Source organism: Bradyrhizobium genomosp. I (2014) (assembly GCF_000261685.1).
Taxonomy (GTDB): Bacteria; Pseudomonadota; Alphaproteobacteria; order Rhizobiales; family Xanthobacteraceae; genus Bradyrhizobium.
This window is the reverse complement of sequence record NZ_AJQE01000388.1, coordinates 1-22036: the sequence shown is the minus strand read 5'-3', so window position 1 is coordinate 22036 and position 22036 is coordinate 1. Positions and strand designations below refer to the sequence as shown.

Here is a 22036-nt window from a genome sequence, read left to right as displayed (position 1 = left end):
CTGCAAGAAGTTCGAGACCCGCGAAGGGGTAGAGATGCACTTCGTCGGACCGAGGGGGGACGCCATCTTTCCCAATGAAGACGCCATCGTGCACCTCAACTGCGGATCATGCTCGAACAGAACGAGGAATGCGCCGTCCAGCACGCCCGTTTCACGACGCTGGAAACAATCGCACCGTTCAGCGATGATCCAAGAGTCAGCCTTGCGGCTAACGCCCTCCGCTTGATCGGCGAGCTGCCCAAAGTCTTGTTGCCGTTCTTAACTCGGGCGGCTTCATGACGGCAGGACATCCCTGCTCGCCATCCGCGTTGTGACGAAATGCTGCGGCTGGCCAACGCTGTAGGGTGCGCTCGGTCTTTTTTCCTTGCGGCAGCTGAAACAGAAATATGGGGAGAAAGCGGCGCCCCTGGCGCCGCCTGATCGTTCTGGAGCACTAGGCACTGAACTCGCTTGGTCTTCAAGTTTGACCAACAGTTTCTCGATTAAGTGTGTATGACCACCAATGCTGGTAGGTCTCCCGAGGCCGCCTTGTCGCTAAAGTCCCGCTGTACCCTGAGGCGACGGGCCTCACGGGAAAGCCGGGTGGCTAGCCTTGTGCTCCCCGAGGCTGACTACTGTGCCAGCGGCGCTTGATAGGGACAGCGCCTTCCTTCCTCCATGGGAGGTGCCGAGTCATGTCGCTCCTGGCTCGCCGGCGAAGCGGATGCGGCAGAGATAGCGCATTTGTCCACCCTCCCCGGATGGATATGGGCGCCGAGCCGCATCCGCTGCTTTCCGTTCGCTTTGCGCCTCGCTGATGGGCCTGATGGAGCTTGGTAACGCATTTTGAGAAACGGGCACAATCGTCTTCAATACGACAAACCAACGTGGAGCTTGACCAACTGAACGCCACGGGCGTTTAGCGCGGAGCGGTTGCCGCTGATCGCAAGCGCGCCGAATGGCTATTGTCTGAGGCGTAAACGTCGTAATTGCTCTCAACTGCCAGCGGCCACATAGGACGCCTTTCGTTGTAAATTGCTGCGCAGGTCTGTCAGCTTTCGGTAAGCCAGGCTCGATAAAGAATCGTTGGGTTTAACGGGAGCGTGGCAGGGACAGCGCATGAGCTGAAGGACCACCATGTGCTGAGTTACGCTTCCGTTAAGCTCATTGCAGTGCGGATGCGGCAGGGTTAGTGCCTCATGATGCCCCAGGCCGTCAGGCGCCGAACCGCGTTCGCACTGCTTCCAACTCACGAGTTAGTTCTCGTTTTTTGGCGGTTTCACTCGGTCCGCTGGCGATAAGCTCCCGATCAGCTTCTTGCCGCCGCTTGAAGCTGAGTTTGGAGCAGGTTAGCTGCAGGGACAGAGCGCTGCCCCTGTGTGTCCGCGGGGAGATAAGCGCCGAGCCAAGTTCTGCTAAGTTCAACTGGCGGGTGGGTAGGGACAGCGCCTGCTCCAGCGCAACCAAACGGCACCGGGTCGCGCCCGCACTGCTTCCGATCAATCATCAGCAATACTTTGGAAGGGAAGAAGACTGCGTGGCTGAATCCCCTCCACCCTTATCTTCGTGCCATTCTCTCCGCCAGGCGTGCCGACGAGCGACGCCGGCAGCGTCGCCCATTTTTCAACGAGGTACTCCTCATCGCGGTCTACGAGGGTCTCGGATAACTTTCCAGCGGCTTTCTATCGTGCTCCGCCTCGATTGACTCTGCCCACATACTTGCGTCGCTCATGTGCGATTGGCATGTTTTCTTGTTCATGCAACGTGCATGTGTCTGGTCGTGCTGGTGTCTCCAATTCAAGGCAAAAACTAGCTTAGAGAGTCGCCGACGAGGAGGGGAGCCACCGATTTTGGTAGGTGCCCCTTGGTACTTCTCGAAGATACAACTTTGTAGCCCTTGAGAATTGGAGCCTCTTGGGAGCAAAGGTGGCCAGCCCCAGTCTTTGCGACCGGGTTGGCCACCAGCGCTCGCGACATCATGCCCACAGGGCAGCTACAGGCCAACGAATGCATATATTCGAGCGGCATATTACGTCCTTGCGGCCGCAAGCGCTTGCGGTGCTTGCAGCCAATCGGGTCCGCGCCCCCCATCGGTCTCTGGGACTATCAGATCGCAGGGCGGCCACATTTAACGTCGACGAAGTTCTGGCGATGCTGGCTATACTCGATTGCGTGGAACCCAACCTGCGGCCGAAAAGCGCGACAGATCGCTGCGCGCATACGCGCGCTTCTAGAGGGGCCGCATGGGGGGGCAACCAGTTCGGGTAGGATGTCTGTGAGACCATGAGGTGTGAGCTTTCAGTAGGTTGTCCATCCGGTCCTGAACGAGGAAGCAACCTGCCGAAGCTTTAGCCTACCCCTTAAGGATCGGATGAACGCCCCCAAGAATGCGCCATTGACGCCGAAAGGCCATGGCGCCAATCTTGATCGAGGCTGGCCTGACGAAGGCTGCAGTGCGCTGCAACTCGCCGTTTTCGGCGAGGACGGTCGCCAAGTTTAAGCGTTCGGCGAGGAAGGAGTGGATGGACCGTGATCGCTCCACAAGACCTCTTTTATCCAAGCCAAATCCTGCCTTCCCATGCGCAGAAGCCGGAACGTTGGGACGACAGCGCCACAGGTCAAACAGATCTCAATCGAGGCCGGTAGTGTCGCCGGCGACCTTCAGCCCTATCCGGCGCCGGCTGGGATTAAACCGATTGCGCAACCTGGGCCCGGCTGAGCCGGAGCGACGCTATGAACGTGAGCATTCCGGCGGACCCGATCCGGGTCGGTATCAAAAAGCTCGGCAAGGTGACCATATAGGCCAGCGGTTAATGGACCGGACAGGACAGAGCAGCCTGCGGGGGAGGACTGCCGAGACGGACGCCTCGGTCTCAAGCACATCGGTACAAAACTCTATAGGAGCTCTTTACCGATCAATCGGCTCAGAAATACAATCTGTTGCATGCCGCCTTATGCTCACCTCGGTGGATTTAACACTGGAAAAAATCGATGCATCAAAAGTGCGCTGTAGAAGTAAACCCGATCGGTCCGACGCGACAGCCGGCCCGCGAATCGGCCGAAGCCGAACACGCCCGCAAGACCTACAGCAAGCGAAGGAAGCCTTCTGGCGTTGATGACGCAACCAAAAGGAATTTTCACCATCTGCGGGTGATTTCCGAGAGGGTCTTTCCTTTCTTCTTGGCGGGTCGACAGATTTCTTCCGCTCTCACAGGGAAGTCGCGGGTGCGCAAAACACTTGGCGAGAAAAGTAGTCGCTGCGAAGGATGTGCTGGAGGCCAATCTTCATTGTCGCGGTTCCGCCACCCTCGATCCACATCCTTATTTCGAAGTGGCCATTCCACCGATGGGCTTGTGGAGATATGGAACAAGAACTCCTATGGGCGACTTCGACCTATGTCATTCTCGCGCACGTGCCTCGCGATGGTGTGTTCTCAACGGCGCTGGTGCGCGGATCCACCAAGCCCATACGCAACTCACTTTTTGCCCTTTGTCCTTCTTGGACAGCGACGAAGAGCGGATTGACGCTGAAGAATTGTAGCAACCAGACTGCTGATCGCGTGGGATACTCGATCAACTCGAGCGCTGGGGATCGCTATAACTTTGCAATAGGCGGCGAGTTGGTTGAAGTTCAAAGCTTTGTCAGTTCGCAGCTAAAAATCGAACTGAGTTCAAATGAGTCGCGTTTCGGAGCAACCGGTCGACCGCATCACAATTCCCCTCCTGCAGCGGTGGAAGCAGGACGGCCGGCGTCTAGTCATGACGACTGCCTACGACGCGGTTGCGGCGCCTATCCCGGATCCTTCCATCGATATCAGTCTCGTCGGTGACAGCGGGGGTAACGTCTGCCTTGGATTCGAAAACACGCCTCCAGTAAGTGTTGCGATGATGAACCATCACCTCGAAGCCGCCGTACGCAGCAAACCGCGTGCCTTGCTCGTCGCCGATATGTCCTTTCTTAGCTTCCACGTCAGCGTTGAGGAGACCATACGAAATGCTGGCGGATTTCTGCAGCGAGGAGCAGCTGCGGCGAGACTCGAGGGCGGTGGCAAAAGAATCGAGATGGTGCGTGCCATTGTCGATTGCGAGATTCCCGTGATGGGTCATCTCGGTCTTATTCCGCAGAGCGTTAATGTCATGGGCGGCTTCAAAGTGCAGGGCCGCAAAGTGGATGAAGCGCTGCGTTTGCTCGATGATGCTCATCGTCTGCAGGAGGCCAGCTGTTTCGCTTTGGTATTGGAGGGCACTCCGGCTGAGCTTACTGCTCGAGTAAGCGATTCCTTGACAATACCGACGATCGGAATCGGCTCGGGCCCAGACTGTTCAGAGCAGGTGCTCTGTTTCATGACGTGCTGGGCCAAACCGAAGGTCATCGCCCCAAATTCGTTCCCGCCTATACGGAAGGCTTTCAGCAGTTCCATGATGCGCTTTCGCGCGGGGCAGCGGATGTCCGCCGTGGCGCGTTCCCCGGCCCGCAAGAGTCCTATCGGCTTCCCGAAGGCGTTGGGGAGGCAATTGCCAACTGGGCGCCATCCACCTCAAATTATCACGAGCGTCGCTGAACTTCGCCGCACTCTCGCAAAATCCCGCAGTGCCAATCAAAGGGCCGGATTGTGCCGACGGTGGGCTATCTCCACGATGGCCACCTGGCGCTGATCGCAGCGAGCCAAGCAAAATGCGATGTGACCGTCGTCAGCATCTTCGTTAACCCCACTCAGTTCGGAGCAAATGAAGATCTCAGCACCTATCTGCGCGACTTCTTGCGCGATGAAGAACTGTGCCGGGATCTGGTGTTGCGATCCTCTTCGCGCCCGATGCACAGGAAGTCTATCCGAGCAATTTCGAAACCTTTGTTGGACCTGGCGACCTCGCGAAACCTCTATGCGGCGCTTTCAGGCCCGGACATTTTCGCGGTGTGGCGACTGTCGTCTGCAAGTTGTTCAACATGGTGCAGCCCCACGTCGCTTTTTTGGCCAGAAGGATGTTCATTAATGCGTAGTCGTGCGTCGCATGGTGGTTGATCTCAATGTCCCGATCGAGATCGTCACCGTACCGACGGTTCGTGAAAAGGATGGGCCCGCCATGAGTAGTCGCAATCGCTATCTCAGCTAGGAAGCGCGCAGCAGGCCCTTGCAATCAACCAGGGGCTGTCCGCGGCGCTCGATGATTTTCGGTCTGGAGAGTGCAACGTACAAAAGCTGATTGCGGCTGCCAAGGCATTTGGAGGCGGTTGACACATTGCAGTATCTTGACTTATCGACGGTGACACGCCCAAAACCGCCGATAGTCCACTGCGACTCCCGCGGCGCTATGTACGGCCGCCTACGTTGGCTCAACGCGTCGGATCGACAAAGTGGTATTGGCGTTGCCAACTCGGTAGCGCAAGGCGTGGACAAGCCAGAGCGCAGCTTATTGAGCTGACAGAAACGCTCAAAGCACTGTTCCGAGAGGCATATCGAACTGGCAGCAGAGGGCAAGCCCCGAGACGGCTTTGTTCGGCGAGTTAGCGAAGCGATAGCGGGCGCGCACTGAATATGCGGGGCTAAGAATTTGTGTTTAGCAACTCCGCAAGTCTTGCGACGGTGATCAGCGGCGAACTCGATAAACCTTGGTATAGTGCTTTGCAGCCGATGCTATATCACTCACTTACCTTTGTAGAGTTGAGTACCGGTCAGGTCGTTTGTAATTCCGATGTCGAAGTGCGAAGCCTGAACTAATGCCCGGCTAGAAGTCGTTGCGTTCTAATCAACTATTCTTGTCGGGCCTTTCGCCGATAAACGCAAAAAGGGCACGAGCTCTACAGCGGGGGCTCTAGCACAGTCGCCGCATTGCTGACCATTGCCTTAAAGTTGGTGGCAGATTTACATCCCAATCCCGAATACGAGTTGACATGACATTTACCGCGCTTTTCATCAAACGTCCGGTATTGTCAATCGTCGTGAGTTTCCTGATCTTGCTGATCGGCTTGCGCGCCGCGGTCCTACTGCCGATCCGGCAATATCCGAAGCTAACCAATACGGTCATCAATATCACGACTGCCTATCCTGGCGCCTCGGCCGACATGATCCAGGGGTTCATCACCACTCCCCTGGAGCAAGCAGTCGCGTCCGCCGAAGGCGTCGACTACATCAGTTCCTCGTCTATGCTTGGTGTCTCGACTATTCAAGTTTACATCAAGCTGAACTTCAATCCAAACGAAGCGCTCACGGAGGTGCTCTCCAAGGTCAACTCAGTCAAATACCTGATCCCGAAGGAATCAAACGATCCAGTCGTCACGAAGTCGAGCGGTCAGACGAATGCTGTCATGTATATCGCTTTCTCCAGCGATGAGCTAGCGGCCAGTGCGATCACCGACTACCTCACGCGCGTCGTGCAACCGGTTATCTCAACCGTCGACGGCGTTTCAGCGGCTGACATCCTAGGCGGCCAGAGTTTTGCGATGCGGCTATGGCTAGACCCTGCGAAAATGGCTGGGCATGGCATATCGCCGGCTGAAGTTTCGGCTGCAATCGCAGCTAACAACTTCCAGGCTGCGGCAGGCCAGACCAAGGGCTATTTCACTATCTCCGATGTCACAGCAAATACGGATTTGCGGAGTGTTGACGATTTCAAGCGTATGATTGTCAAGGCGAATGACGGTGGCTTTGTGCGCATGGAAGACATTGCGGTAGTCGAACTTGCCGCGCAGATGACGGACACTACCGTCACGATGAACGGCGACCACGCGGTCTTTGTCGGCGTGCAAGCGAGCCCGGAAGGCAATCCGCTAAACATAGTGCGAGGCGTTCGGGCGCTGTTTCCTGAAATGGAGCGTAACCTGCCGCCGCCGCTGAAGATGAAAGTGGCCTACGACTCATCCAAGTTTATTCAATCATCGATCGACGAAGTGAAGAAGACGCTCATTGAGGCCGTCGTGGTTGTGGTCGTCGTGATCTTTCTTTTCCTGGCCTCGCTGCGGTCCGTCATCATTCCTGTGGTTACTATTCCGTTGTCTCTCGTTGGTGTCTGCAGCATGATGCTGGCGCTGGGGTTCTCATTCAACCTCCTGACGCTCCTTGCGATGGTTCTCGCGATCGGCCTCGTGGTCGACGACGCAATCGTGGTGGTGGAGAATATTCATCGCCATTTAGAAGAAGGAGCGGCTCCGCTACAGGCTGCTACAAGGGGCGCGCGCGAGATCGTCGGTCCGGTTATCTCCATGACGATTACCTTGGCTGCGGTATATGCCCCGATCGGATTCCTTGGCGGCCTCACCGGTGGCCTGTTCCGCGAATTCGCGTTCACGCTGGCAGGAGCGGTGATCGTGTCCGGTGTGGTCGCTTTGACGCTGTCGCCCATGATGTGCTCTCTCTTCCTGAGGCGCGCCAAGGGGGGACGATTTGCAAGGCTTGTGAACCGCGGGTTCAGTGCCGTAACACGATGGTACGGCCGCAAGCTCGACCGTTCGCTCGACTATCGCCCAATTACCGGCCTATTTGCGCTGACCATGTTGGGACTTGTCGGCTTTCTCTATATGCATATTTCCAAGGAACTAGCGCCGGAGGAGGATCAAGGTATCATATTCGCGCTAACTAAGGCGCCGAAATACGCCAATATCGACTACCTCGACTATTATGGCACCAAGCTTGAAAGCGCGTTGAAAAAAGTTCCAGAGACTGACTTGAGCTTCGTGTTCAATGGCATTGGCGGCCAGCAGAGTGGCATGGCCGGCATGTTGCTCAAGCCTTGGGACGAACGCAAGCGATCATCGATTGTACTAAAGTCGCTTGTTCAGGCCGAGCTATCCAAAATCGAAGGCATCAACGCGTTTGCCTTTAGCTTGCCTCCGCTGCCGGGCGGTTCTGGTGGCCTACCAGTCCAGATGGTGATCAATTCGACTCTTGGCTTTCAATCCATCCACGAGCAGATGTCAAAGTTGAAGGATGCCGCGCAGAAGAGCGGCCTCTTCATGGTGAGCGACTCCGACCTCGAGTTCAACCAGCCGGTGGTACGAATCAAGGTTGATCGATCGAAGGCTAACGAGCTTGGCATCACCATGCAGATCGTCGGTAACGCGCTCGCCACCTTACTTGGGGGAAATTACGTCAACCGCTTCAATCTGCAGGGCCGCTCCTACGAGGTGATCCCGCAGGTGCCGCGAGAGGAACGGCTAGTGCCGCAATCAATCGGAAGCTATTATGTGAAGACTGCGACGGGATCGATGCTTCCGCTGTCTACCGTAGTCTCCACCGAGACTGCGACCGATCCGAATGCGCTCACCCACTACAACCAGCTCAACTGCGCGACCTTTCAGGCCGTGCCGATGCCCGGCGTCACGATCGAACAGGCCGTGGATTTCCTAGAAGCCGAGGCGAAGAAACTGCCCCCAGGCTTCAGTTACGACTTCCTGGCCGACGCCCGCCAGTACGTGCACGAGGGTAATCAATTGGCGATTACCTTTGCATTTGCCCTCATCATCATATTCTTAGTGCTTTCGGCGCAGTTCGAAAGTCTGCGCGATCCGCTCATCATCATGATCAGCGTGCCGATGGCAATGGTCGGCGCCTTGATTCCGCCGTTCCTCGGCTGGGCGACCATGAACATCTACACCCAGGTTGGACTGTTGACACTGGTCGGGTTGATTTCAAAGCACGGCATCCTAATGGTTGAGTTCGCCAATGAGCTGCAGTTCAAGGAGAGATTTGACCGTCGCTCGGCTATAGAGATGGCGGCGCGTGTCCGACTGCGCCCAATCTTAATGACCACGGCGGCAATGGTCACGGGCTTCATACCCTTGTTGACGGCAACCGGAGCTGGCGCCGCGAGCCGGTTCTCGATCGGACTCGTTCTCGCCGCTGGCATGTCTGCGGGCACGCTGATCACGCTATTCGTGCTCCCGGCGGTCTATGTCGCGATCGCGTCCGATCACCGTGGTAATGGGGGTGTCGTCCGCGCGAACCTCGCCGAGCGCGACTTCACCAGCGCTGCTGATGCCGAGGTAACAAAGCATGACCATCAAATCATCTAGGTTTGCTAGTGTGACGCGCGAAGGAGCTTAGGACCACTTCACGGTTCTTTACACATCGAGAACTTCGCGTGCTTGGTGCCAAACTGGGCGCATCTTTTCGGCGGTTAACAGTCGGAGATCCGCTGCTGCCGCCCCAGGTTAAAGCGGCGCCGGGTATTCACGGAGACCTGACGCCCAAGCTCGACCAAAGGAGAATCGGTGCTCTCTTGATCAAAAAGGAGGGCTGACAGATCATCGCAAGGCTCAGCCCCTTCGGAACATTGCTCGATATGATCTAGCCGGTGATGCAGGCTGCCTTGTCGAGAACGAGCAGATCACTCTGGAGCCGTCCGTCTCTCTCAGCGCAAAACACCCGGTATGCCAGCTGAATGCCTTCCGTGAGCGAGGTGGTGGCTCGCCAGCCGAGTCTGGACAGCCGACTAACATCCAGCAGCTTGCGCGGCGTTCCGTCCGGGCGCGACGTATCCAAGCTGATTTCACCGCGAAAGCCGACGGCGGCCGCGACCATCAGTGCTAAATCGGCGATGGTGATGTCCTCGCCGGTGCCGATATTGACCGGTTCCGGCGACGAATAGGTCTTCATCAGGTGCACGCAGGCATCCGCCATGTCGTCGACATAGAGGAACTCGCGCCGGGGCGTGCCGGTGCCCCACACGATGACGCGCTTCGCTCCCGAAACCTTCGCCTCGTGGAAGCGGCGGATCAGCGCGGCGACGACGTGGCTCAGCTCGGGGTGATAATTGTCGCCGGGGCCGTACAGATTGGTCGGCATCACGCTGATGAAGTCGCTGCCATACTGGCTGCGATAGGCCTCCGCCATCTTGATGCCGGCGATCTTGGCGATCGCATAGGGCTCGTTGGTCGGCTCCAGCGGACCGGTGAGCACGGAATCCTCGCGCAGCGGCTGCGGCGCCAGCTTCGGATAGATGCAGGACGAGCCCAGAAACATTAGCTTCTCGGCGCCGTTCTGATGCGCGGCCTGGATCACGTTCGCCGCAATCGCGATGTTGTCGTAGATGAACTCGGCGCGCAGCGTGTTGTTGGCGACGATGCCGCCGACCTTGGCCGCGGCGAGGAAGATCACTTGCGGCCGCGTCCTGGCGAACCAGTCGAACACGGCGGCCTGGTTGCAGAGATCGACCTCGCGCCGGTCGACCGTGACGAGCCGCACCTCCTCCCGTGCCAGCCGGCGCACCAGCGCGGCTCCGACCATGCCGCGATGGCCGGCGACGTAGACGCTCTTGCCCCTCAGCTCAAACGGTGCGTTTGCCACTGGCCGCATCCCGTTTTGTCTCCGCCAGATCGCTCGTCATCATCTCCTCGACGAGCTGGGCAAAGCTGCGCTTCGGCGTCCAGCCGAGCACCTCGCGCGCCTTGCTGGCGTCGCCGACGAGAAGATCGACCTCGGTCGGACGGAAATAGGTCGGATCGATCTTCACCACAATCTTGCCGCTCGTCTCGTCGACGCCGGTCTCCTCGACGCCCTTGCCGCGCCAGGCGATGCGACGGCCGACATGGGCAAAGGACAGCTCGACCATCTCGCGCACCGAGCGCATCTCGCCGGTGGCGAGCACGAAGTCGTCGGGTTTGTCGGCCTGCAGGATCTTGTGCATGCCCTCGACATAGTCCCTGGCATGGCCCCAGTCGCGCTTGGCTTCGAGATTGCCGAGATAGAGCGTCTGTTCCAGCCCGACCTCGATACGCGCGACGCCGCGGGTGATCTTGCGGGTCACGAAGGTCTCGCCGCGGATCGGGCTCTCATGGTTGAACAGGATGCCGTTCGACGCGAACATGCCGTAGGCTTCGCGGTAGTTCACCGTGATCCAGTAGCCGTAGAGCTTGGCAACGCCGTAGGGCGAGCGCGGATAGAACGGCGTCGTCTCCTTCTGCGGGATCTCCTGCACCAGGCCGTAGAGCTCGGAGGTCGAGGCCTGGTAGAACCGCGTCTCCTTCTCCATGCCGAGGATGCGGATCGCTTCCAACAGGCGCAGCACGCCGATGGCGTCGGCATTGGCGGTGTATTCCGGGCTCTCGAAGCTGACGGCGACGTGGCTTTGAGCTGCGAGATTGTAGATCTCGGTCGGCCGGATCTGCTGCACCAGGCGGATCAGATTGGTCGAATCCGTCATGTCGCCATAGTGCATCAGGAACGGAACGTTGCCGACATGCGGGTCCTGATAGAGGTGATCGACGCGCGCGGTGTTGAACGAGGACGAGCGCCGCTTGATGCCGTGCACGACATAGCCGAGCGACAGCAAATATTCGGCGAGATAGGCGCCGTCCTGACCGGTCACGCCGGTGATGAGAGCGACACGCCCCTTTGAGTTGCGAACCGTCATGGTCTTCCTTAGTTGCACCGGAAAGAGCTGCACTCTGAGAAATCATTGCGAAGCCGCTTCTCGAAAAGATCGATATGCGGATGCGCGCTCCATCGCAATTAAAGGATACGCTCGGCAAGCCAAGTCATACACCGGACTCAGGAAAACACACCATATACATTGATTTAGGTGGACTGAATGATGCCGGCGCATGAGCTTCAAAGATGAAAGTCGAGCGAACCCTCGCAACGGCGACGATCCCAAGCAGGCGGGATGGATGGTAGGCCCTGTTAGACGCGCTCGGGGGCGCTTTGCCTCCTCGCGATATTTCTGGGGTCCTTATCTTTCCACGCGCGCAGGTATGTTTTCCGTTTGGTCCCTCATGGCGCGGAAGAGTGACGTGGTGAGACTTCCGACTAGAAGACGCAGCCTTCGCGGCTCATAATCAGCGCCGCTTTGCTAATTGCGGGTAGGCAATGGACGGCCTGATGCAAAACAGAATGAGAAAGAAAGGCAAACGTTGGTATAGACTTTGTAACGTTTCGATATCGAAATCTTACGTTCGTACAATGGAGCTTTGATGCCAGTCCTCTAACTTGACCGGGCATAAGTTGCCTCTGTCCAATCATGAAAAGTCTCTTAAACCCTCATCGCAAGTGTGTTTCCAGCAAGTCGGGAGCAGCTGCGCAAAGAGATGAGCAGGGACTATGCGGAACGTGGGCAGATCTCATCTTTCTGTCTGAAATGGAGCGAAGCCCAGACGAAGCGTCACTCGCCCGGGAGAATGATTAGTGAGACGCGAGGACTCAGTTGTTGCCATATTGACCGTGCCCGGCAAGCTGGCATCGCTTCTCGCTTCTTCTGAGAACACAAACTGCGTCCTGAAATGGCTCCTCGGTGAGAGTGAGCCAAGCAAGATAACCTGCTTCACCGTAGGATAATTGGCTTTCCGTTCTGTTCGAATGCCCTCAATCTATGGAGCGAGACTATTTGATACATCTTGGCAGCGGCTTGTTGCGCCGGCGACAGTTAGTGAGGCCGTCGAGCGAGCCTGTTTGGGCGGACTTGGATGCGCCGTGCAGGCGCACTAGCGCATCTGATTCTGCTTCAGGCAGTCACGCCAATGGCGATGGCATCGCAGTGTTTCTTCGATCGGCCAGCCAAAAGCGGAATCTAGCTGGGCGAAGCGATGATGGCCGGGAGATCTAAATGAGGCCAGAGAATGCGGCGGTGATAAAGGCGCCCGCTGAAAATCCCGAACCTAAACCTGTTACCTTTGGGCAAACGAAGTTTGCGACGGTGCTCCTGTTGGAGGAACGTCAGACTTCTTGAAGCTGGGCTGCATGGATTGATATGTGTGGAATTGTTGGCATTTTGGGCCGTGGTCCGGTCGTTGATAAGTTGGTCGCGTCGCTCAGGCGATTGGAATATCGTGGCTACGATTCCGCGGGCCTCGCAACTCTCGAAGGAGTCCGGATCGAGCGCCGCCGCGCCGAAGGTAAGCTGAGGAACCTTGAGGAGCAGCTGCGCTATTGTCCGCCGTCGGGGCATGCTGGCATCGGTCACACCCGCTGGGCGACTCATGGAAAGCCGACCGAAAGCAATGCTCATCCGCATGCGACGGAGAATGTCGCGGTCGTTCATAACGGGATCATTGAGAATTTCCGCGAGCTGCGAGCCGAGTTGGAGCGGAATGGAGCCGGCTTTAACTCGGAGACGGACACCGAGGTAGTGGCGCATCTCGTCGATTCCTATCTCAAGAATGGCTACTCGCCGCAGGATGCGGTACAGGCGTCACTGCCGCGACTGCGTGGTGCCTTCGCGTTGGCATTCCTTTTCAAAGCGAACGACGATCTTTTGATCGGTGCTTGCAAGGGCTCGCCGCTCGCGATCGGACATGGTCGCGGCGAAGTGTATCTAGGCTCGGACGCAATTGCGCTCGCACCTTTGACCGACACCGTCACCTACCTTGAAGACGGCGACTGGGCCGTGCTTACGCGCGCAACGTGCGTGATTTATGGTGCAGACGGCTCTATCGTCCAGCGGGAAACATCAAAATCTGGCGTATCAGCGCTCCTTGTGGACAAAGCGAATTACCGCCACTTCATGGCCAAAGAAATTCACGAGCAGCCGACAGTGGCCGGCAAGACATTGGCGCATTATCTCGATGTTGCGGCCAAACGCGTCGCCCTGCCGCTCGCGTTGCCCTTCGACTTTAATTGCATTCAGCGCATTTCAATTACTGCGTGCGGCACGGCTAGCTACGCTGGGCACATCGCCAAATACTGGTTCGAGAGGCTCGCGCGTTTGCCTTGCGACGTCGATGTAGCCTCTGAATTCCGCTACAGGGAGGCGCCTTTGCGCCGAGGCGATCTCGCAATAGTCATCTCGCAATCGGGCGAAACCGCTGACACATTAGCTGCCTTGCGATACGCCAAGGGCAAGGGCTTGCATACGATATCTGTGGTTAATGTACCGACGTCGACGATTGCGCGCGAGAGCGAATCCGTTTTGCCTACCCTGGCAGGGCCAGAAATCGGCGTCGCTTCCACCAAGGCATTTATCTGCCAGCTGATGGTATTGGGGGTGCTTGCCGTCAGAGCAGCTAAGGAGCGGGGTAAGCTGTCTGAAATCGATGAATCGCAGCTCGTGCGCGAGCTCATTGAGGTGCCGCGATTGATTGCTGCGGCCCTGTTGGTCGAGCCCCAGATTGAGAAGCTCGCGCGTTATATCGCCGGCGCGAGGACAGTACTCTATCTCGGTCGTGGCACATCGGCCCCCTTGGCCTTGGAGGGCGCGCTCAAGTTGAAGGAAATTTCCTATATCCACTCAGAGGGCTACGCCGCCGGCGAGCTCAAGCACGGCCCGATCGCACTGATCGATGAGGCTGTGCCTGTGGTGGTGATCGCGCCTTACGACGAGGTCTTCGAGAAGACCGTCTCTAACATGCAAGAGGTGGCCGCTCGGGGCGGCAAGATCATCCTGATCACCGATGCGAAGGGTGCGTCTGAAGCGATGGTAGACACGCTCCTGACCATCGTGCTGCCGGCAATGGTCGCAAGCTTTACGCCGCTGGTCTATGCCATTCCGGTCCAGCTCTTGGCTTACCATACCGCGGTCGCAAGGGGGGCGGACGTGGATCAGCCGCGTAATCTTGCAAAATCGGTCACGGTGGAATGAGGCTGGAGAAGTTAGTATCAAAGCATTGAGGTCTCGGCCTCGAGCCATTCGGCGCGGGTTTGGTGGCCTAGGTTCTGCGGGGACGGAATCCGACAAGTTCCCAATCCGGGTCGCTCGTAGCTGTCGTGCGGTTTTGGTGAACTTAGCTGATGCTGCCATCAGCCTCGTATAGCAGAATCGACTAGCCTAGGGGCGATCCGGGATGTTGCACGACTGGGACGGCGTTCATCACGCCCGTCCACAGCCCTGTTGCCCTGGTCGCCATCGACCGGAACAGGTGGTCGTCATCGATCGGAAATGGTGGTCGCCATCAATCGGATTCACTGGTCGCCATGCCCCGGAGCGCGCAGCCTGACTTCGACGGCTCTGTACTTCGAGCGCTGTTTATTGAAACGAATACCGAAAGTCACGCGCGTGCCGGACACCAGATCAGCCCCTGCGCAGCCGCGAAGGTCCGATATGTGCACGAACAAATCCTTGCCGTCGCCATAGTCAGGCCGAATGAACCCCCAGCCCTTTTCAACGCTGTACGACACTACTGTTCCGGTGCGCATGTTTGTTCCACGGTCTTGCGGCTCGATATCGCCGCCTACTACTCCGGAGCTGCGGGTGCACTTTCCGTTCCTAACTCGGCGGCGACGAGCGCGAGCGAAGATGAGCGCCACCACTTGAACATCCTGACTCACCTCGCCTCACAGCAAACCGGCGGGGCGGACCAGGCGCTAGAAGCGACGAGCCCGCCCCTAACATTACCGCATCTGGAGACTCGGTGATGCTGCCCAGGACCGAGCAAGGGTCGTGCCGAATCGAGAATCGGAGATTCTGCAGGCGTTCGTGGCGGGCTACAGGGTCAAGGTGTTCGCTTTGGTCTGAAAACTGATGGCCGACGGGGGCACTGTCCGTCCCAGTTGGTCCCGCCGAACTTCGGACTGCAGGCTCACGCTCGCGCCGCCAAATTGCCCCGACAACGTGCTGCCCATCACGGCCCAGCGCATTCTCTTGCACGCCCGGCCTGTACGCGATGGCGGCATTCATCCGACCTGCTAAGCACACAGAAATTTCGCTGGCGTATTGAACAGCAGGCAAGCGGGCCTTTTAATCGATCGTCTCCCTTCGGACGCGCACCCGTTCTCCAACACGCCGTGCGCGATTGAGGCTCGAAAACTACGCAATCACGAGCTCGACCATCTCCATCTCAGAATCACTGAGCCTCACGAGGAGGAGCATTCGCATGGGTAGTCGAGCAAGTAGCGAAGCTGGACTGGGGTGATTGTCAGGCTTGCCAAAGGTGCGTTCACCTCGGAGGTAATAGAGCGCCATCGACCCTATTTCACGCTTGGCGAATTGCTCAGCTAGCCGCAGATGACGGCCCGCTCTAAATGATCTTATCTCTCAGCCTTTGCTGAACGATTTCGACCAGAACTGCTCCGCGAAATCCAGATGGCACTTCATCACGTCCGAGGGAGTTTTGGAATTGGCAAGATTCTTCAGAAGATTGACCTGAGCGTGCAGAGAGGAAGCAGCCAGCTTTGACCCGTCCTTCAACGCCGCAGCGAACAGGTCTGTTGTCTCTTCGAGGGATTTTTTCCATTCCGGAGACGCAAATGAATGGCTTGATGCAGCCCTCGCTGATTCTCCAACATCGTGCGTGGTGCCTCCCGCTTCAGAGGCTGAAGCCTGGGCGGCCCGTTCGGGCTCTGGATGGGTCTTCCGTTCGCGTTTCTCGTATTCGGGACTTCTCGCGGTCATTCAACGTCTCTCCGTCTAAACAGGATCGCAGCTCGCTGCGTGGTCTAGATCCGACCAAGAGCTTCGGAAAGTACCACAACCGGCAACATGTCGAACCTATCTCATTTGGTAGCACTTGCTCATCGGGATTGCTTAAGCGGATATCCGCACCATTTGCGGGGTATGCGAACGACCGCGAGATTTGACTGAGAATTTCCTGCACGGCATGAAGAAAGTTGGTGGCAAGGAAGTCGAGAAGGACCGCGTTCTAACACTCGACGAACTGAAGCCTTCTTTGCGATCCTCAACGATGAGGAAGCGGGCATCACGGATGGAACGCGCTTGGCGCTGAAAGTCCGTATTGCTGACAGCCCAGCGCCGGGGCGAAGTCGCGAGTATGATGCGTTCCGAGCTTCACGGCCTACACGGGGAAAAGCCCCACTGGATCATTCCCGCTGTACGGACGAAGAACAAGAAAGCGGAGCACACAGTCCCGCTCTTCCCGACTGCCGTCAAGTTGATCGAGGCGGCCTTGGAGATCGGCAAGCCAGAGAAGGGAGAGGACCAAGGCAACAGACCCGTCGTTGCCAGTCGCTTCGAAAGCGTTGGGGTGCTTGCGAGCCACTGTATGAGCCAGGCTGTGCGGCGCTTGTTGGAAGACAATGAGCTGGTAGCCTTTACGCCCCATGACCTCAGGCGTACAGCCGCGACCATCGTTCATGCGTCTATGCGCGATGGCATATGTTCGAAGAGAAGCGAGAAGCGATTCCAGCGGATTGAAAAGCATTTAATCACAATCACCGGTTAGCAAACTTCTGCGACACTTCAGCTCCCCTCTCGTCTGTATCGAGCCAGTGCTGTCCGCTCCTCTGCGCTAATGCCCATGAATGTTACGCCGTTGTACCCGCCGTTTGAAAGGGCAGATCGCACGTCATCCGTCGAAGCGCCGATATCGTAAGCGATGTTAGCGAACATATATTGCTGGGTGTCGCTCTCATTGTTCGCGATCTGGGTATTAAGGTGATTGGCGGCGCGATGCGCAACCGCGTTATAAACCCGCTTTTTTGCGCTGCAACTTTCGGTTCACGCCACTGTAGTATCTGAGTTTTGGTTTGACGGGGAACCGAATCATGATCAGGCACCAAACACGCCAGCGCCCACGAGACGCCCTCTAGAAGAGCGCGTATGCGTGCAGCGATCTTGCCTGCCTCCTTCGGCCCAGGTTGAGTTTCACGCTATCGAGTATGCCCAACACTGCCTGAGCCTCCTCGGCATCAAACGTCGCGACTTGGCGATCTGCCGGGCTCAAAGACTGATCGGCGGCCCGGGCCTGATTGGCTGCAAGCACCTCAAGCGCTTGCGACCGCAGGGCTGTGATCTGCCGAAGATTTCGAGTGTTGATTGTCACCGCCCATTCGGACCCACAGTAGATAGCTGCACGTGACTCGGCGCTTTGACGTGAACCGAGGAAGCGCTGTCCCTACCACTCACCGCTAACTTCACCATGGTCAGCCCAAGCAGCGGAAGAAGCTAACCGGGATGCATATTCGGCGAACGCCCCTATCACAACTACCAGGATTGGTCGTAGCCAGCGCTTGGCGATCAGTTGTGATCTTAGGCAGTATGGCCGCGCCACTAGCGGCGAACCGGCTGCGTCGACAAGAGAATGCACAAGCGCATCGCGCTCTCATCCTGATTGTCGCGCTATAGGAGTTCGTCTCGATACGCTCAACGAAGCCGTCAACAGTTCCGAACTGAAGCTGACAGGCAACGATTTCCACAAGCTGGCCGGAAAGTCCGTGCGCTACACGATTCACATCAATGGCCCGTGGTGCATCACATTCGAGTTTGAAGGAGGCGATGCATTCAAGGTTGACTTTGACCAGTACCACTGAACGCAGAATACCGAATAAGCCATGAGGGCTCCGACATGCTGGAGAGCATCAATGGCAGAGCAGAAGGCTAAGCGCGATCCTAACCGCTGCCCGTCTCATCCGGGCGCCGTCCTTGATGAAATTCTACAGTACATCAGGAAGTCTAAGACCGAGATTGCAGAAGCGCTGGGATTCCAGGCAGCATCTGCACGACATCCTCGCGGAGAAGAAGCCGGTCAGTCCGAACGTGGCCGCCCGGATTGGAAAGCCGGTCGGCAACGGCCCGGCCATCTAGCTTCGTTTGCAGGCAGCCCCCGATGCGTGGCACGCCGACGCGAAGTTGATGTCAGCGAGATCAAGATGCTGGAACCGGCTTAGGGCGACGAGTCCGGGTGCGGGGTCGCCCAAACGGTGTCGCAAGCGATGGTAGCCAGCCCGTCCTCGAAGACAGGGGCTGGCCACCTTTACGCCCGAGAGGTTCAAATTCCCCAAGGTGCTACCATTGTATGGTGGAGAAGAACTGGAGAGCACCTACCAGTACCGGTGGGGTGCCGCGCCCCGCGTGCATGTCATATTGAAGCGCTCGGCCCGCAACTGTTCGAGCTGGCTCCGCTCATAGGAGTAACCGCCGTGCCTAGGACCGATGTGGGGGCGGCAATCCAAGCATTCACGGACTACGCCCGTAGGCCAAGCCATACCCCGGCAGAAGACACCTACGGGCCACAGCGAACTGAAGAGCAGCTGGCCGCTCGGCGATTCCGGGTTGAAGTTATCTGCTCAAAAATGGACGCGGTGGCGGAGTGCCCTCTTTCGACCTTAGCCGAATTCGAGGCGCTCAGACGCGAGATGGGAAAAGATTTTCCCCCAACGCCACCCGCTTTACTCAACCATGTAGTGGACGCATTTTTACGTTGTGGGTCCTACCCGCGCGGCCGGATGACCGACCCTTAATCGTGGACGGAGCCAAATGATGCTTGGCACGTTCTCGCTGCACAAGATCGACCACGCTATACGCGACCTAGAACAAAAAGTCGCCCACGGCGCGGAAATCAGCCGCGAGGAGCTTGCGAGCGGACTGCGGATTACGAAGCATCTTCGAGATGAACTCGAAGTGGCGCTCAAGGTGATCGATGGCCTAAAGGATCATACCGGTCCCGGGTCGACAGGCCGCACAAGGTGGTAGCCGCGACCTAAACAGCGGGAACGTTAGCGGCCACGTGGCTCGGCGCCCGCTTGGAGAAAAAGCGCTCTCCCTACCACGCGCCAGCCTCAAACAGCGGAAGAAGCTGACGGTGGGATACATTCATCGCAAAAAGCCGTGGCACAACTACCAGAACCGGGGTTGCAGCCTCGCGGGGCTCGGGGATCAGCCTCAGATCGCAGGCAGTGCGGGTGAGACTCGGCGCCGTTCGGTTGCGCCGGAGCGGACGCTGTCCCTGCCCCGCCCGCACTGCCGATAGTTAGCGGTCACGTGACTCGGCGCTCAAGTAACCCCCACGCATACACAGGGGAAGCGCTGTCCCTGCCACGCGCCGCTAACCCCCACACGGCCAGCCTCAAAGCAGCGGAAGAAGCTGACCGGGAGGTCATCGCTCGCAGAACGAGCGTAACTTACAGAACCGGGAATGGCCCGTAATTTAGAAGCAGTGGGCGCGACACGGTGCCGACCGACCAGGGGGGCTGAGTTGAAGCACCTGCCGCATCCGCACTGCTGGTGAGTTTAGCGGAAGGTGACACTCCACCCCACTGCTCTGGAAACCCCAGCAATGTCCGTGCCACCCCCGCTAAACCCAACAACCAATTATTGGGACTAGCTTACTGAAAGCTGACGAGACTGCGCGCCCATTCACAAAACGAAAAGCGGCCCACGGGGCCGCTTGCCGTGGAGACAATAAAGACGTTCAGGCCGCAGACGAAAGGCGTTCGGCTCGCTTACGATCAGCGGCAGCCGCACCACGACGACGGCCCGGATCGGCAGTTCTGTGCGTCAACTTCAGCAAAATCGATTATGGGATCCGGCCGAGCCATCCCCTCGGAGCCGCCGTCGCTCGCTTGCGCAAAAGCGTAGCCCTGGCGAGCGACGGCGGCGGAGAGGGGGGCGTGCATCCCCTTGGTGGGCCTGAGCATCGTCAGGCCGCCGGCGTAGCGCCTCCTTGTGCTCCTTCGGCAGATCCATGTTTAGATGGCGATGGTCCTCGAGCCAGGCCTCATGGCGCTCGACGGTCAGCGCCCGTACCAGCCTTAAACAGCTCTCGGCATTGGGGAGGATTCGCACGACATAGGTTCGCCGCCTGATCTCCTCGTTGAGGCGATCGAGCAAATTGGTGAGATGTCTCGGTGCCAACGTTCCCGCTGCGGTGTTCTACATCGTGGAGTATGGTGCGACCATCGGGACAGCGGCACCGGGAGCACGAAGTGCGGGCAGGCCGATGTTATTCCAGAGCCGAGAGCTCGAGTTAGTAGCTGGCGGCCGCCTCCGTGATGGGCTCGAGTATCCCGAGGTCACGCGGGTCGAACTCGATCGAGCGGCGCCCCCTCCACCGGCGTATCGGCGCGGCCCGCGCCCATCTGCGCCATGTGCATCGCGATTCTCCGCGCGCGCTCACCTGCTGCGGACCTCACCATCGAGATCGAGCTCGGAGGGGGATGGCATCCGCTGCGAGACTCATGCCCAGGGCACGGCCGTCGAGAGGTGTCCGGGGCTGGAGAACATCTGCATTCTGCAGCGCGTCGTCGGTCATAAGGTCACCTGCAGGCGGTACGATCGCGCGAACGATGTTCTTGTCGATATCGCCCCTCCAGCCTGGAGGTCGGGAGTAATGAGATGGGGAAGTAATGACATGGATTGGCGCCGCGACCTCATGCTGTGGCACCCGCGTCTGTTCCTCACGACGGCCGAGGAGCCTAGTCGCTCGTTCGGCTACCCGCACTGCGAGCGAGGGTGGCAGGATATCCTGGTCCGGCTCTGTCGCAGGATCGAAGTCGCGCTCCGCGACGGCGAGACCTTCGAATTCGTCCGCATCAAGCAGAAGATGGGCATCCTGCTCGTCGACTGGGACACCGAAGCCTCGAAGTCCACCGAGTCCGCGATCGGCCATGCAGTTGACCTGGCCGTCGCCCGCTCCGCCTGCACCTGCGAGATTTGCGGCGCGGAAGGCCGGCTGCATGCCAACAAAGGGTGGCTCGAAACCCGCTGCGCAGAGCACGCGGCCGGCGATCCAGTGCCGCCCCACTTGGGGCAGGGCTTCGACAACGTCCGCCGGCTGCGCCGCCGGCGAGGCCAGGCCAGCGTTTACTACGCGCTTACGACCGCGACGCCGACACTTTGACCGAGGTGCCGCCGCCCTCGCCGCAGCAGGAGCGCTAAGATGGCCAGATTTCGCTGTAGCGCCTAGGACCAGCAAGGCGAGTTCACCTAGCCGCGCCGGCGAATGCGCCGTCCGGCATCTCAATGGCTATCGCGGCATCCTCCAAGTGGATGGCTACGCCGCCTATAACAAGCTCGCGCGATCCGATCGCGGCGATGATGGCATCACGTTGGCCGGCTGCTGGTCACACAGCCGGCGCAGGTTCTATGAGCTGCATGTTGCAGGGAGCTCGGAAGTGGCAACGGCGACGCTCGAGCGGATGGCGAAGCTCTGGCAGGTCGAGAAGACCGTGCGCGGTCAAAGCCCCGACGCCCGCGTTGCCGCGCGCCAGCAAGCCTCCGCGGCTGTCGTCGCAGATCTCTTCGATCTCTGGCAGCAGACCTTGCGGCGGATCTCCGGCAAATCAAACTGGCCGAGGCGATCCGCTATGCTGTCTCGCGCCGTGCCATCTTCGAACGCTTCCTGCTCGACGGCCGCATCGAGCTCGACTCCAACATCGTCGAGCGCGCCATCAGACCGCAGACAATTACAAGAAAGAATAGCCTGTTCGCGGGCAGCGACGGCGGCGGACGAACCTGGGCG

The 22036-nt window shown here is 58.5% G+C and carries 12 protein-coding genes and 4 pseudogenes; 11 read left to right on the top strand and 5 right to left on the bottom strand.

Translation table 11 applies throughout. The features are described 5' to 3' along the window. Positions 1-3654 precede the first annotated feature (3654 nt). The 4 genes and pseudogenes from panB to IC50_RS34115 all read left to right on the top strand — a co-directional run bounded on the left by panB (position 3655) and on the right by IC50_RS34115 (position 8986). Positions 3655-4541: pseudogene (panB, locus tag IC50_RS39660) on the top strand (3-methyl-2-oxobutanoate hydroxymethyltransferase). Between the two features lie 60 nt (positions 4542-4601). Further along, entirely contained in the window at positions 4602-5000 is a 399-nt protein-coding gene (locus tag IC50_RS44080) for a pantoate--beta-alanine ligase (RefSeq protein WP_244429706.1), read from the top strand. After that, the gene (locus IC50_RS44075; protein WP_231166596.1) at positions 4990-5091 is read left to right on the top strand and encodes a pantoate--beta-alanine ligase; all 102 of its coding nucleotides are present in this window, start codon (positions 4990-4992) and stop codon (positions 5089-5091) included. The genes IC50_RS44080 and IC50_RS44075 overlap by 11 nt, the downstream gene beginning before the upstream one ends. Before the next feature lie 778 nt (positions 5092-5869). Next, positions 5870-8986 carry an efflux RND transporter permease subunit gene (locus tag IC50_RS34115; protein ID WP_028153850.1) on the top strand — a complete coding sequence of 1039 codons (3117 nt, stop codon included), beginning with the start codon at positions 5870-5872 and terminating at the stop codon, positions 8984-8986. A 274-nt stretch (positions 8987-9260) separates the two neighbouring features. Here IC50_RS34115 and fcl read toward each other — a convergent pair whose 3' ends face one another. Then, positions 9261-10268: a GDP-L-fucose synthase gene (fcl, locus tag IC50_RS34110; protein ID WP_011084445.1), complete on the bottom strand. Its 1008-nt coding sequence runs from the start codon at positions 10266-10268 to the stop codon at positions 9261-9263. Further along, positions 10240-11325 carry a GDP-mannose 4,6-dehydratase gene (gmd, locus tag IC50_RS34105; protein WP_014498053.1) on the bottom strand — a complete coding sequence of 362 codons (1086 nt, stop codon included), beginning with the start codon at positions 11323-11325 and terminating at the stop codon, positions 10240-10242. The genes fcl and gmd overlap by 29 nt, the downstream gene beginning before the upstream one ends. A 1332-nt stretch (positions 11326-12657) precedes the next feature. Here gmd and glmS point away from each other — a divergent pair. Continuing rightward, positions 12658-14484: a glutamine--fructose-6-phosphate transaminase (isomerizing) gene (glmS, locus tag IC50_RS34100; protein ID WP_011084447.1), complete on the top strand. Its 1827-nt coding sequence runs from the start codon at positions 12658-12660 to the stop codon at positions 14482-14484. Between the two features lie 320 nt (positions 14485-14804). Here the strand turns inward: glmS and IC50_RS39650 are convergent, their stop codons facing one another. Next, a complete protein-coding gene (locus tag IC50_RS39650; RefSeq protein WP_018647867.1) occupies positions 14805-15038 on the bottom strand; it encodes a cold-shock protein in 234 nt (77 codons plus the stop codon). 838 nt (positions 15039-15876) lie between these two features. Beyond that, on the bottom strand, positions 15877-16233 hold the full coding sequence (locus IC50_RS34090; RefSeq protein ID WP_028182256.1) for a hypothetical protein: 357 nt from the start codon (positions 16231-16233) through the stop codon (positions 15877-15879). A gap of 340 nt (positions 16234-16573) precedes the next feature. On the opposite strand from IC50_RS34090, the gene IC50_RS34085 reads away from it, so the two are divergent. The 4 genes and pseudogenes from IC50_RS34085 (at position 16574) to IC50_RS34070 (ending at position 19269) form a co-directional block, all read left to right on the top strand. Further along, positions 16574-17020, top strand: a complete 447-nt coding sequence (locus tag IC50_RS34085) for a tyrosine-type recombinase/integrase (RefSeq protein ID WP_018647864.1) — start codon at positions 16574-16576, stop codon at positions 17018-17020. 787 nt (positions 17021-17807) lie between these two features. Beyond that, positions 17808-18107, top strand: coding sequence for a type II toxin-antitoxin system RelE/ParE family toxin (locus tag IC50_RS43445; RefSeq protein ID WP_223153755.1), 300 nt, complete (start codon positions 17808-17810; stop codon positions 18105-18107). 51 nt (positions 18108-18158) lie between these two features. Then, positions 18159-18464, top strand: a pseudogene (locus IC50_RS34075) (HigA family addiction module antitoxin). 589 nt (positions 18465-19053) lie between these two features. Beyond that, positions 19054-19269 (top strand): hypothetical protein, encoded by a 216-nt coding sequence (locus IC50_RS34070; protein ID WP_018647863.1) that lies wholly within the window; start codon positions 19054-19056, stop codon positions 19267-19269. Between the two features lie 954 nt (positions 19270-20223). On the opposite strand, the pseudogene IC50_RS41725 reads toward IC50_RS34070, so the two are convergent. Continuing rightward, positions 20224-20421, bottom strand: a pseudogene (locus IC50_RS41725) (transposase); the annotation flags it as partial. 505 nt (positions 20422-20926) lie between these two features. On the opposite strand from IC50_RS41725, the gene IC50_RS42160 reads away from it, so the two are divergent. Both IC50_RS42160 and IC50_RS39630 read left to right on the top strand, forming a co-directional pair. Then, positions 20927-21415 (top strand): hypothetical protein, encoded by a 489-nt coding sequence (locus IC50_RS42160; protein WP_026312792.1) that lies wholly within the window; start codon positions 20927-20929, stop codon positions 21413-21415. Between the two features lie 85 nt (positions 21416-21500). Beyond that, positions 21501-22036: pseudogene (locus IC50_RS39630) on the top strand (IS66 family transposase); the annotation flags it as partial.